Genomic DNA, 12745 nt, shown 5'->3' on the forward strand with positions numbered 1-12745 from the left:
GCTTGCGTGACGAAATAGGGGCGTAAAAAAGGCGAGCCTCGATGGCCCGCCTTTTGGTTAAATGAGATTGGGGGGTGGGTTCGTCAGAGAACGGCTTTGATGGCCGCGACGACCCGATCGATATTGGAATCAGTTATGCCCGCTACGTTGATGCGGCCTGAATCGACGATGTACACACTGTGCTCCTCGCGTAGAGCGGTTGCCTGTTCCTTGCCCAAGCCTGTGAATGAGAACATGCCTTTTTGCTGAGTCAGGAAGGTGAAGTCCTTTTCGACTCCGGCTGCTTTCAAGGCGTCGACAAACTGGGTGCGCACGCTGGCGATCCGGTCTCTCATAGCCTTCAGCTCGGCATGCCATTGTTCGGTGAGCTTCTCGTCGGAAAGGATTGTGGTGACGATTGCTCCACCGTGGGCTGGCGGATTGGAGTAGTTTACGCGGACCGAAATTTTCAGTTGGCTCACTACGTTTGCCAAGTTGCTGGCGTCGTCGGTGATCACGTGCAGGGCTCCGACGCGATCCTGGTAGAGTCCGAGATTCTTGGAAAACGATTGGCAGACAAAAGCTGGCAATCCCGCTTTGGCCACTATGCGGGCCGCGGCGGCGTCTTCCACTATGCCATCGCCAAAGCCTTGGTAGGCGAAGTCCACCAGCGGTATCCACTTTTTGGCGGCAGCGATCTTGGCCACGTCTTCCCACTGTTCAGGGGTCAGGTCCACTCCGGTTGGGTTGTGGCAGCATCCGTGCAGTACGACGACATCGCCTGCGGGAATGGATTCGAGCGACTTTAGGAATGCATCGTAGTCGAGGCTCAAGTTGGCGGAATCGAAGTAGTCGTAGGTGCCCAGCTTCAATCCGGGAGCGCCGAAAATGCCCTTGTGGTTGGCCCAAGTAGGATTGGAAAGCCAGATGGTTTGGGCGGAAGTGTTTTTAGCGATGAAGTCGGCCGCAACTCTCAGGGCTCCGGTGCCGCCTGGCGTTTGCAAGGAAGTGACTTTGCCTTGCAGGCTCTCGGCGATCTCTTCACCAAAGCAGAGCTTCTGGGTGAGGCTTGCATAGGCTGGGGTGCCGGTCATGGGCAGGTAGCTCTTGGAAGTCGAGGCTTCGAGTATGCGGCGCTCGGCTTCCTTGACGGTCTCGAGGATGGGGGTGACTCCGGATTGATCAACGAAGACGCCCACCGAAAGGTTAATTTTTTCGGGGTTTTTGTCTGCCTTGAAAGCCTCGGTGAGGCTGAGGATCGGATCGGCGGGAGCGAGGCTGACGGTGTCGAAGTAGGACATGGGATTTGTAGGTTTGGCTAATTGAGCGCCAATAGGTTCTTTTAGGCAGCGGGCAAGTTACCCTGTGACAGGGGTGTGTCAATCCCGTGGAGTGGAGGTAAGCCCTCGCTCGTGGCATTTTGAAATCCCGTCAGAGTTCCCGCCTAGCTCGCGAGGGGCGAAGTCTCTTTTTAGAACTTAGCTTCGTGGGTTACTCCGCCTTTTCCCGGTGAAGAGGATAGTGCGAAATCCTCTCTGAATCCAGCGAGTGATGGGACCAAAAAAGCGCGGCTTGGGACGGCTGATATCGTAGGTAATCATGGTAAGCCCCAGCATGAAGGCCGCTGACAGGGCTAGTCCCGGCAGAAGTCCAGTATACGGCGTAGGCCCTAGGTTTAGGACCATGTTGCCGAAGGTGAACGAAAAGATGGAATTAGCCCCTAGGCCGAACGCCAGTTTTGCGTTTTCGGAATCCTTAGTAAACTTCGCAAGCCCTTTGGCCAGCAGCAGGATAACGATCGCGGAGAGAATGCCGAAGGCGAAGTAGAGGGGGTGGTTTTCTCGTCGAAGCGAAATATCTCCGATCCCTTCGATTGCTCCGGAAATGCCTTCGTGAGTAAGCCCGAAAAAGAGGGCTCCGAAGGCAAGGAGGAGGATGTAGACCGCGTCTTTCCCTCGTCCATCCTTCTGGACCTTGGCTCCCATGGCATAACCAAACAGGCAGAATGTGAGGGCGTAGGGTACGCTTGGACCGACTTCTTGTCCGATACCAAATAGAAAGGACAATAGGTAGGACTGGCTGTCGATTTCGTGCAAGAAGGGCCAAAGGGTCCAAGGGATCACGATCAGTACCCAGATCCCGGTGAACCGGCGTTCCTCGATAAATTTAACGACGAAAGGCATCAATGCGTAGAGCACGCAGTACAGGGCCAAGATGTCGATGAAGCGTCCCCCATGCATGAAAAGCAGGGCCTCCAACATGTCCTGGAACGAGAGTTTTTTTCCTATGAGGGAGCAAATCAGGTTGGCGACGATGGCGAGGTAGATCGTCGCTGCTTTGGGCAAGAAACGGCTGGCGAGCAGCTTCAAGTCTTTCGCCTCGGCTCGCCGGCTATAGTTCCGAGCTAGACCGATACCAAAGATTATCAGAAATGTAGGAGTCGCTGCCCGGGTGAAGAGTCTCCAGAATTCAGGAAGCTCTCCCCATACCTTGAACTGCAAAAAGGCGTGGGAAACCATGGCTAGGGCGATGGCGATCGAACGAGCGATAAAGAGACTGTCCAACGGCCGGGGCTGGGAAACTTCACCGCTGTGATCTGTATCAGGATCGAGAGCGAACAGTTTGCCGAAAGGGATTTTCTCCCAGCTAGGGACTGCTTGGCCAAAGTGTTTTTCCACTAGGAAATTCGCTTCGATATAGCTTAGCGAATCTCCTCCGGCGTTGTAGAACGTTTCGTGATCTTGTAATGAGTCTCGCCCTAGGAGGGTAGCGATCTCGCTTCGCAAATCAGATGATCCTTGGCGATCGGCCTGCCGTTTGGCTTCGTTCTTGACGCTGACGTAGTCGGGCTTTCCGGATGGTAGGAGAGGCAGCTCCGCAAAGGGCAGTACGCTAACAGAAGGTAGCGGGATTTTAAGTTTCTGGGCGATTTTCTCTTTCAGCTTTCCAGATTGGGATTCGTCACCTTGCTCGATGGCGATGAGAAGTTGTCTATCGTCTCCCGTCGCGAGACAAGCCGTGCCGTCCTCTTTGACGATGCGTTCGACGTCGTCCAAACTGATTCGAAGACCAGCGAGCTTCACGAAGCGACTCGCTCTACCGACAATCTTGAAGAGACCGTTCTCTTTTCGGATAACGATGTCGCCAGTCTTCAGTTCGCTGGGGCCTTGCCCTTTGGCTAGATCCTCGCGGCAAGTCGCGTAGCCCATCATGACGTTAGGCCCCTCGTAGACAAGTTCTCCAGGAGTGTTCGCTTGCTCTATGTCGTTCCCCTCGCTGTCGACTATTCGTATCCGTCCACCCGGTACAGATTGTCCGATAGAGTCCGAGTCGCTGGAGGCGTAATCTGGTGGAAGATATGAAATGCGAGGAGATGCCTCGGTTTGCCCATACATCACGAAGAAACGTTTTCCAGCTTTGGAAAGCTTGTTGGCGAAGAGTTCGACCAAGTGTGGTTCAAGCTTCCCTCCGGCTTGAGTCATCGTCTTCAGGTCTGGCAGGTCGCGATCGAGAAATCCGTTTTGAGCGAGAATTTCGTAAGTGCGAGGAACTCCGGAAAGGGAGCTTACTTTTTTTGTCTCGAGCAATTCCCAAATCTCCTCGTCGACTATGGAAAGCGATGTGGAGAGGAGGGAGGCTCCGCAGAGCAGATGAGAGGTTAAGATCGAAAGTCCGAACGAATAGTGTAGTGGAAGATTGGTTACTGCCCGGTCCTCTGGTTTGAGGTCGAGGTACTCGATTATCGAGTGGGCGTTAGAGATGAGGTTCTGATGGGAGAGCCTTACGAGCTTAGCGCTTCCGGCGCTTCCTGAGGTCGACAGCATCAAGGCGAGCTCTGGGTAGTAGCGCTCTCTTTCCGGCGAGTCGCTTTGCGGTTCTATTACCTTGGCTCCCTCTTCGCCTCTGAATATATAGTCGGGCCGAAATATTCCTTGTATATGGGACTTTTGCTCGAGGTCTCCTGGTCCTAGCAGCAGAACGGGACAATTGGCCCGGCAGGCACCAATTAATGCTAAGATTGATTCGAGATCATTGCTTGCTTCCAAAGCAAGTAGACCCGGATTTGCCGCCATGTTTCGGCAGAATAGGTCCGCTCTCTCGGCCAGTTCCCGATAGTTCAACTCACTTCCGTCTTGGCAAACGAGAGCTACGCTATTTCCGAAGGACTCAAGATTCGAGAACAGGCGTGTCATTATTTGAACGAGTGTTTCTTCGAACCCAATTCACTGTATCCGAATATGGGAACAGGGCTAGGTAACAAAAAGTGAATACAGCAGTTTGTGTGTAGAAGTAATAAGGGGCGTATAAGTGAATGAGCCAAAACAGCGTAAAGAGTAACCAGTATGTGGAAACTGAAGATTTTATCGCTTCTTGCTTTTGAGTGAAGAGAGGCTTTGCTGCGGATGGCGTTGTTCTTACTAGGCTCGTTTCATCGAACCCCAGAAAGGCGATGAGCAGCCCCGGTACAAAAAAGCCGAATATGCTGCCTCCAGTGAACACGGTGGTAGAGAAATGGAATCCGGCGGCGAGCCATATGGCTGTTCGGTTCCAGCGTTTGTCGAGGATCAGATAAACGAATACAAACTCCAGAATGATGGTTGCCCAGCTGGCTCCGGCGTAGACCAGAGTCGGGTTTGTGGCGTGGGCGATGTCGGATAGGAAGGGGCTATTTAGCCGGTTCTCCATCCAGTTTTGAAAGAAGCGGCCGTTGCGCCAGTCGGTCTCTAGTAGTTTGTTAAACGCAGCTCCAAAGTAGAGGAGGGCGAATTGCCAGCGGTAGAGTCGCATGACATGTGAGTTGGGAGCTAAGCCGCAGATCAAAAATACGCAGGCGGTTAGCATGACGTGGTTTTTGAAGTCCAGGCGAGTTCCTAGGAGGTGCAGCAAAAGGATACTCCCGAGTAAAGTGGCGCCGACCTTTGGCTTGATGTTAAAGAGTATCATAGTTCCACCGCCCAGGGCTCCGGCACGCATCAGCCAGGTGTACGCAGCGGAGCCGTGAAATACATCTAGCCAGGCGATGAAGGGAAGAAAGGGTGCTTCCAGCTCGAGGTAGTAGCCTTTCAAAACGATGACGCAGAAGCAAAGTTTGCATACCAAAAGAAGCTGGGGAAGCATCTCCGTATCGCGGCACTCGAAGGGGTTGAGTGATTTGAGGTAGGCGTTCATCTAGGGTAGCTCCAAACTTCTTGGGGATGGCCGTTGCGTGAATAAGTGACGGTGATTCGGGCCCCGTCTTCGATGCCGTAGGACGTTTCGTACTGCTCAATGGCATTGAGCAGATTGTAGATGGAATGCTGCTGCCAGGCGTTGGAGTGAAAGCGGTACCGTTCGGTAGCTTCGGATTCGGATAGAGTGAGGCCTTCTCTTTCTATCGTGACCTCGTATCTGTCTTGGGTATCGTAGGGAGCCCAGCAGAAATAGCGGGCAGGGGTGAATCGGGCGTACACGATAGCGATGGCTTGAAAGGCGAGCAGCGCTAAGCACAGCCCCAGACCAATGCGGTTGGGTAAGGTAAGGGACATGGGAAGGGAGATTTGGCAGGTAGGATTCGAGGAGATTGGCAGCAATTACGATGCCTAGATCGAGGGGCGTTTCTTTTCTGTCTTGTGGCAAGGTAGCTGACTGATCCTGCGGGGCAAGATTTGGCTTGGTCAAGATAGCGGCAGCTCGAGGCATTTGAGCTATCCTATCGGACGATGGGATTGATCCTTTACCTTCCGGAACAAAGCTCCCAAGGTCTTTGCTCCTGAAAACCCAAGGTAAACCGTAAACCGATATTACTATGTCTAGAGCAAGCGCCCGTCACATTCTCGTTGAGAGCGAAGAACTTTGCAATGAACTGAAGTCCAAGATCGAAGCTGGCGAATCATTCGCTGATCTCGCGAAGGCCCACTCCAAGTGCCCGTCCGGCCAGCGTGGCGGCGAATTGGGTGAATTTGGCCGCGGTCAAATGGTTCCGGAATTCGACAAGGTTGTCTTTTCCGCTCCAGTTAAGGAAGTCCAAGGCCCCGTTAAGACCCAGTTTGGCTATCATCTTTTGGAGGTGACTGCTCGTGGCGATTCTTTGCCAACGGCGAGCGCTCGCCATATTTTGGTCGAGAGCGAAGAGCAATGCAGCGAGCTGAAGGCGAAAATCGAAGCTGGTGAGTCTTTTGAAGATCTCGCGAAGGCCCACTCCAAGTGTCCATCTGGACAAAGTGGCGGAGCTCTTGGAGAGTTTGGACGAGGACAGATGGTTCCTGAATTCGACGCGGTCGTATTTTCAGCTCCGGTAAACGAAGTTCAAGGTCCCGTTAAAACGCAGTTTGGTTACCACCTTCTAGAGGTGACTGCTCGCAACGTTTAGGCCTTACGGCAGTTCTAATTTAGGTGCGGCTCGCTGCTTGCGGGTCGCATTTTTTGTATCCGTAATCTTAATTGCTTTCGGAGACCTTGGATTTTCGTGGTTTAACCGGTAGGGTTAGGATCGCGGTCACTCCTTTACCTTTCCCTTCGCTTTCCAGGGTCAATGTGCCTCCGACGGCCTGTGCTGTATTGGCGCAGCTATGCAGGCCAAATCCGTGTCCTTTCGCCTTGGTTGTAAAACCGTGACGGAAAAGGCTCTTCATGGTTTCCTTGTCTATTCCGCATCCGTTATCTGTGACGCGGAGTTGCATGAAATCTCCCTCCTCGACGAGCTCGGCCTCGAAGGTTATGACTCCGATAGGAGGGTCTTCTTCGTGGATCGCATCGCTGGCGTTGGTTACCAGGTTTAGAACTATATCAAGCAGCTTGTGCCGGTCGCACTCGACTTGAATATGGGCGGGGATGTCGTTGATTATCTCAAATTCGTTGCGGGTGCCTTGCCCTCCCAGGATGCTGAGTGCGTTTTCGCAAAGACCTCTAAGTTCAATCGTTTCGTAGAGACTTTCCGCTTTTGCATGGGTTTGCTGAGCGGCGATGATGCTTTTTATGTGGTCGATATCTTCCCCCATGACGGACAGCTCGTATTGGGTGGCGAGGGCCTCCTCATTGAGTATTTGAGATAGCCGTATCAAGTATTCGGGCACGGATTTTCCTTTTGGGTCTTGGGTTAGGAATTCGTCGATATGGTCTTTATTCGCTTCGAGGAGAATTGCGATGCGCGTGAGGTTGGCGATTTTGGAGTTGTCCATGCGTTCGTTGAGAACGCTAAGCGCTACGTTCACTGAATTTAGCACGTTGCCGATATTGTGTAGAACATTGATGGCGATTTCTGCCTTTCCTGCGGTTCTTGCCGTTTCCACGAGCTGATCTTGCATGAGCTGAAGCTGGCTAAGGGTAGAGCTCAAGGTTTCAGTTGTCGTCGTCAACTTTTCGGTTTTCTCGCCGAGCTCTTCATTCTGGTTTTCTAATCGGCGTGCCTGTTTTTCCAATTCCGCGTTCTTGAGCTCGATTTCTTTGGTACGTTCTTTGACCAAATCCTCTAGTTCCTTGCTTCTCTCTATCTGGCGTTTGTTGTATAAGTAAACAACTCCTACAACGAAGAGAATACTCCCTAGTAGATAGAGGAAGTATGCTGGAAAGGTTCTATACCATGGGGGCAGGATTTGGAAGCTGAGGGCCGAAACTGTATCTGTCGTTCCAAAGGGGTCCATCGCTGTCAGGAATAGCTGATACGTTCCTGGCTCTAGATTAGAAAAAGACCTTTGATTCGATTCTGAAAATTCGGTCCAATTCGGATCGAGCCCCTGAAGGTATATTTGGAAGCGTTGATGGTTTGATGTATTGAAATTAGGATACTCAGCTGTAATCTCTAGAGAGTTCAGATTGGACTTTAGTTTTAGGGGCGAGGGAGAGGTATGGTTGATAGGGAGATTCTCGCCGTCGACAGTGGAGATGACCTGGTGAAGTCTCGGGACAATGCTTGTTGTCTCGGAAGGTTTTGTTGTTGGAGACGCGAAGAAAAGTCCGAAACTCCCGCCGGCCCAAACGCCTCCCTTGGAATCGTAGACTAGGCAATCAGCCCGCATATCGGTGCTATTGTGGATCGACGAGATCTCTCCGATAACCTGACGATCGGGTCGAGGCACTGTGATCGAACTTCTAGAAGAAATCGCGACGTATGCGTCCTCAGCTGATTTTCCGTATACGTGTTCGAATCCATAAGGCTGATCCCCAACGTAATAAATCATTTCGGGGGCTTGGAGGAATGCTTGTTGTTGAGAGTCCCAGACTTTGCTAACAACACCGTTGGAATAGATGTTTCCTTCTACGGAGACCAGATTGCTCCAGTGTGAAGCAGTCTGATTCGAGAATCTGTGCAGGGAGAACTGACCTCCAACCTCATCTAGACGAATACGTGCGTATTGATTGGTTCCAGTACTTCCAAGCAGCTCGCCCTCGCGATTTTCAACAATCGACTGCAAGGTGGAACTTGGTCCATCCAAGCGGGTGGTTTTAAATTCGCCGTTTTCGGCCGCGTCGATCCTCAGTGCTCCGAGGTGGTGGCCAACTAAGAGGGTGTCTGGAAATCTTGATGGTTGCCAGAAGTTGGTGGAGCCCGCTCCATCTAGCTCCTTGATTTGCCCGTCTCGTGATATCGTGAAAAGCTCTGCCCCAGCGACAAAGAGGGAATCTTTGAATACAAACAAGCTCTCTGTGGCGGATCCGTCTCGGATGATTTCGAAAGTGTCGACCAAGGTCTCCGCCTCAGGATTGTTTACGAACAAACCACGGTCAGTTCCCAGATAGACTCTGTTGTTGAATAGGGCGATGCAGGTAACTCCTTCCGAGAGGCCATGGGCTCCATGAAAGAGAAAATTTTTTGGTTCTTGGGGTAGGCGGGTAAGGTAGTTTTGAGTGTGTATCCAAATTCCCCCTTGTTGGTCTGTGGCTAGATTTTTAACATGGGAGCTTTCCAATCCTTGCGGAACTGAGAATCGGAGTCGCAAAGATCCGTCTTCCTTGAACAGAAGCATGCCCTGCCTCGAAGTACCTATGGCCAGCCGGCCGGGGGACGTTTCAACGAGAGAGCGAATTTTGGTAGAGTCCCTTGATATGATTTCGTTTCCTGGCCAAGCCCAAGTCTTGCTCCCGTCGAAACCGATTACGTTATCGTGCTCGGTTAGCAGCCAGTAGCCCCCTTCCGCTCGCGGAATAGCCTGCACAATCCACTCATAGATTCCAGATCCGCTCAGTAGGTCTACCGCATTGACCAGCTTTTGCTCCGATTCGTCCCAGCGGTTCAAAATGCCTTCCGCTCCGCCTGTCACGTATAGTTCATCTCCAATGGAGAAACAGACGTTGGTCCAATTTTCCAGCTGATGATAGCTTCCTTTTCCTTCTGGATCTATGATGATCAATCGCGTGCCTGCAGTTGCGAAAATATAGCCTTGGAAGTATGCGATCGAGCTAAAGGGGATGAGGTCGGACGGGGCGTCATCGTCATGAAAAAAGAGGGAAAGCTTGTATCCGCCGCTCGGCTCAGATTCGAAAATCGAGATATCCCTTCCATGGGACACCGCCATTTTGCTATCGTTAATCCATGCGAAATCCATGGCCCAGTCCAAGCCCTCGACTTCGCTCCAATTGGTTCCATCAAAGGCGGTCAGCCCGTTGTCTGCGATGAACCCGATCTCGCCGTTTGGCAGCACGGTACTGCCTCGAATATCTCCTCGAATGCCTGTGGTTCGGCTCTGGAAAGATTCGGATTTTGGGATCCCACGGCTGAGTAGAAGATCGAGCGGCGACTTTTCTTGGCCGTAAATTGCAAATGCGAGTAACCCAAACGCTATCAGTACGATATTTGGGAAGATTCGTCTCATGGTGGGCTTTTAGGAGAAATCAGAGGCTGGATCTTTAGGTTCTACGGTGCAGATGCAAAGAGAGGAAGCGCTCTCTAAGTCATAATTGGACTTTAACACCCTATTTAACGTCGTGCAGCCGTTTTTCAAAATTTAGACCACTTACCACTCCTAGTTTCGAGTTGTGAGCTGTCCATTTTCGTTGATCCACTTCGCTCTCCATTCGGGATAGTTTTTGGCCAAGACCTTTTCTGCCCAAGTTCCGTAGTAGGCGTAGCCGGCTCGCCGCTCCCTTTCGATCTCCATGAACTCGTAATGGATTGCGCTATCGCGCCCTGTAAAAATTGGCCGGTTGGTTTCTAGCTCGTAGAAGCGGGCCCACATTCGTGGCGCATCTGGGGCTGTTACGAGGAATCGATCGGATTTGTCCTCGTTGTAGCGGAGTTCCAGTCCATAGATTGCATGCTCGTCGAGCCAAGTCATTGCTCCTTCTATGGCATCTTTGATTTCTTGATTGGGAGGAGATACTCGCATCAAGAATTTCGCCAGCTCCACGGATTCCGCTCCGCTTAAGGAAGCTGGCTCGAATGCTCTCGCTGCTGCGGGTCGCAGAGTCACAGGGTCGTGTTGGGCCGCCCAAACAGTCGGCTTCCCGTTTTGTCGCACTTGGCAATCGAGTACGTTTTGGATGCCCCTTTCCAGAGAAAGGCGTAGCTCTGAGCGAAGTTCGTCGTTGATAAATTCGTAACTCTTTTTCCCTTTTCGGACGTCCATCAGGAGGTTGAGCACTCCCGCGATCGCATTGTCGTTGAAAGTTATGTTGTCGTGGTAGCTTCCCAGAAGCGGATAGAACATGGGCCATCCGCCGTTATCATACTGAGCCTCCAGGAGAAAGCGGAAGCCTCGCACTGCAGCTTCGCGTGAAGCGGGGTCCTGGTTTGCAGAATGGTATTTGGCAAGGAACTCGATCTGGCTGTAGGTCGCACCGTTGTCGATCGTCCCCTTGCGGCTGTACACTGCGAGTTTCTCTTTTTGCGTCGCGGAAGGTGCGTGGCTCATATCGTGGTTTTTTGGCCATCCGCCAGAAGGGTATTGGTAGGCTAGCACTGCTTCGCAATAGCTGTGGGCCTCCTCGCTTCGATACCAGTCTGGGTCCGAGTCGATCGCTTCCTTCCAGCTTTTTGCATCCAAGGGGTTAAATGAAAAGAGTAGGGCTAGGGTAGCTAACACGTGTAGGGGTCTCATGCTTAGGAGGCTGCGTCTGGAATTTTTCGAGACAAGCTCTAAGTGGAAATCGTCCGTAACTCTAGTTCTGTGGGCTAGTCGCTAAATCGGAAATCCGTTTCGCTCGTTGGCTACCCTGAAGGAAGCGGAGCGTACTTATGGACGTCGACGCGTCTGGGGAGTAGTTCGCCCCCTTGCTGCTGCCATGTGCCGCCTCCTCGATGATTTATAAAATGAATACAAGTAAGGATATCGCTCTTCTCGTGCTACGGATCACCTTCGGAGGTCTGATGCTCGTAAATCATGGTTGGGGAAAGCTCATGAGCTTGATCAGTGGAGGTCCCATCGAGTTCCTCGATCCCATTGGTCTCGGTCCGGCAGTTTCGCTCTCTTTGGCGGTTTTGGCGGAAGTTGTATGCTCGGCGCTCGTGGTACTCGGATTTTATACCCGAGTTGCAATGATACCGCTCATAGCAACAATGGCTGTTGCCGTGTTTTCCGTACATTGGTCGGACCCTTTCAAAGACAAAGAAAGCGCTTTGATCTATCTCGGAGCTTTCGTGGCTATTGCGCTTCTGGGTGCGGGCCGCTTCGCAATTGATGGTCTGAGAGCTAGCAAAAAAATCGTGATCAATGCCGGCGATAAATAAGCAAGATCGAAAAGCGGGGGCTCTTATGGGAGCCTTCATCGGTGATGCTCTGGGGCTAGGACCGCACTGGTACTACGACCTAGACGAACAGCGCAATGACTATGGAGAGTGGATCGATGGATACACAAATCCGAAGGCCGGTCGCTATCATGAGGCCTGCTCCGCGGGTGATAGCTCTCAAGCCGGCTACATTTTGGAGATGGTTATGAAGTCGTGTGTTCGTAAGGGATCGTATGACCATACCGACTTTTGTGAATCCTTGGAGAATGGCTTGTTTGCCCAGATAGATGGATCCCCGTATAGTGGCCCCGGCGGCTACACCAGCCAATCCATTCGAGAGGCTTGGAAGAGAAGGATCGGGCTGGGTTTAGGCTGGGACAATACTGCCGGCAACGCTGACACAACCGAGGCGATCGAACGTGTATTGGCCATTTCAGTACTTTACTCTGATGATCCGAAACAACTCGCGGAGTCAGTATTGCGAAATGCGGCTGTGACTCATTCCGATGACACGATTCTCTCGCTGACTTTAGCATATTCCGCTTTGCTAGCCTTTTTGGTGGAAGGAGAGAAAATGGATGAAGAAATTTCCTCCAAACTCATGGCTCAAGTCAAAGACGGCCGCTTGCCTTTTCATGCGGTAACCTCTGGAAACCTTGAACCGCCAAAGTCTGGTCAAAAAGAAAAGGAGCGAATCGGAAACTTCGCCTCCCCCGATGCTCTGCTTTCTCCGTCTTACATGGCGCAAGCGGCAAACGATCCGTCGTTGAAGATAGAGCCTGCATGGAAAGTCTCGATCGTTTACGGAATGCCGTGTGCAGCGTATCATATACTCCCTGCCGCTTATTATTTGGCTGCCCGTTTTTCGGACGATTTCGAGTCCGCAGTTTTGCACGCCATCAATGGAGGTGGACAAAATCAATCTCGAGCCATTTTAGCCGGAGCGTTGGTCGGAGCACAGGTCGGCTTGTCGGGCATACCTGAGCGCTTTGTCGATGGCCTGAATCGAAGTAGCGAGCTGTTAGATTTAGTTGCGACTTTTGCTGAGTTGTAGGATCTGTATCTATCCAATAATTACATATTTTCCCCATGAAAAAGGCCGCCTTTATGAAGGCGGCCTCTTTT

General features: G+C 51.9%; 9 protein-coding genes and 1 pseudogene. 4 read left to right on the plus strand and 6 right to left on the minus strand.

The window, feature by feature from the left end; genetic code table 11:
* Positions 1 to 83 precede the first annotated feature (83 nt).
* The 4 genes from H5P27_RS07725 to H5P27_RS07740 all read right to left on the minus strand — a co-directional run bounded on the left by H5P27_RS07725 (position 84) and on the right by H5P27_RS07740 (position 5504).
* Positions 84 to 1280, minus strand: coding sequence for an amino acid aminotransferase (locus tag H5P27_RS07725; RefSeq protein WP_185659818.1), 1197 nt, complete (start codon positions 1278 to 1280; stop codon positions 84 to 86).
* 177 nt (positions 1281 to 1457) lie between these two features.
* Positions 1458 to 4172 carry a non-ribosomal peptide synthetase gene (locus H5P27_RS07730; protein WP_185659819.1) on the minus strand — a complete coding sequence of 905 codons (2715 nt, stop codon included), beginning with the start codon at positions 4170 to 4172 and terminating at the stop codon, positions 1458 to 1460.
* Entirely contained in the window at positions 4147 to 5148 is a 1002-nt protein-coding gene (locus H5P27_RS07735) for an HTTM domain-containing protein (protein WP_185659820.1), read from the minus strand. The genes H5P27_RS07730 and H5P27_RS07735 overlap by 26 nt, the downstream gene beginning before the upstream one ends.
* Positions 5145 to 5504 carry a hypothetical protein gene (locus H5P27_RS07740; RefSeq protein WP_185659821.1) on the minus strand — a complete coding sequence of 120 codons (360 nt, stop codon included), beginning with the start codon at positions 5502 to 5504 and terminating at the stop codon, positions 5145 to 5147. Before H5P27_RS07740 ends, H5P27_RS07735 begins: the two co-directional genes overlap by 4 nt.
* A 260-nt stretch (positions 5505 to 5764) precedes the next feature.
* On the opposite strand from H5P27_RS07740, the pseudogene H5P27_RS19745 reads away from it, so the two are divergent.
* Both H5P27_RS19745 and H5P27_RS07745 read left to right on the plus strand, forming a co-directional pair.
* Positions 5765 to 6043, plus strand: a pseudogene (locus H5P27_RS19745) (peptidylprolyl isomerase); the annotation flags it as partial.
* 3 nt (positions 6044 to 6046) lie between these two features.
* Positions 6047 to 6328: a peptidylprolyl isomerase gene (locus H5P27_RS07745; protein ID WP_246462572.1), complete on the plus strand. Its 282-nt coding sequence runs from the start codon at positions 6047 to 6049 to the stop codon at positions 6326 to 6328.
* Between the two features lie 67 nt (positions 6329 to 6395).
* Here the strand turns inward: H5P27_RS07745 and H5P27_RS07750 are convergent, their stop codons facing one another.
* Together H5P27_RS07750 and pelA are read right to left on the minus strand one after the other, a co-directional pair.
* Positions 6396 to 9767: an ATP-binding protein gene (locus H5P27_RS07750; RefSeq protein WP_185659822.1), complete on the minus strand. Its 3372-nt coding sequence runs from the start codon at positions 9765 to 9767 to the stop codon at positions 6396 to 6398.
* A gap of 150 nt (positions 9768 to 9917) precedes the next feature.
* Positions 9918 to 10976, minus strand: a complete 1059-nt coding sequence (pelA, locus tag H5P27_RS07755) for a pectate lyase (RefSeq protein ID WP_185659823.1) — start codon at positions 10974 to 10976, stop codon at positions 9918 to 9920.
* Between the two features lie 227 nt (positions 10977 to 11203).
* Between pelA and H5P27_RS07760 the strand changes: the two genes are divergently transcribed.
* A complete protein-coding gene (locus tag H5P27_RS07760) occupies positions 11204 to 11620 on the plus strand; it encodes a DoxX family protein (protein ID WP_221774647.1) in 417 nt (138 codons plus the stop codon).
* Entirely contained in the window at positions 11604 to 12674 is a 1071-nt protein-coding gene (locus tag H5P27_RS07765) for an ADP-ribosylglycohydrolase family protein (protein ID WP_185659825.1), read from the plus strand. Before H5P27_RS07760 ends, H5P27_RS07765 begins: the two co-directional genes overlap by 17 nt.
* The last annotated feature ends 71 nt before the right edge of the window (positions 12675 to 12745 follow it).

It is taken from the genome of Pelagicoccus albus, assembly GCF_014230145.1.
Taxonomy (GTDB): Bacteria; Verrucomicrobiota; Verrucomicrobiia; order Opitutales; family Opitutaceae; genus Pelagicoccus; species Pelagicoccus albus.

What these genes read in the sequence shown, in the direction of transcription:
- H5P27_RS07725 (WP_185659818.1), bottom strand. Translation starts at nt 1,280, where the DNA reads ATGTCCTACTTCGACACCGTCAGCCTCGCTCCCGCCGATCCGATCCTC.
- H5P27_RS07730 (WP_185659819.1), bottom strand. Translation starts at nt 4,172, where the DNA reads ATGACACGCCTGTTCTCGAATCTTGAGTCCTTCGGAAATAGCGTAGCT.
- H5P27_RS07735 (WP_185659820.1), bottom strand. Translation starts at nt 5,148, where the DNA reads ATGAACGCCTACCTCAAATCACTCAACCCCTTCGAGTGCCGCGATACG.
- H5P27_RS07740 (WP_185659821.1), bottom strand. Translation starts at nt 5,504, where the DNA reads ATGTCCCTTACCTTACCCAACCGCATTGGTCTGGGGCTGTGCTTAGCG.
- H5P27_RS07750 (WP_185659822.1), bottom strand. Translation starts at nt 9,767, where the DNA reads ATGAGACGAATCTTCCCAAATATCGTACTGATAGCGTTTGGGTTACTC.
- H5P27_RS07760 (WP_221774647.1), top strand. Translation starts at nt 11,204, where the DNA reads ATGAATACAAGTAAGGATATCGCTCTTCTCGTGCTACGGATCACCTTC.
- H5P27_RS07765 (WP_185659825.1), top strand. Translation starts at nt 11,604, where the DNA reads ATGCCGGCGATAAATAAGCAAGATCGAAAAGCGGGGGCTCTTATGGGA.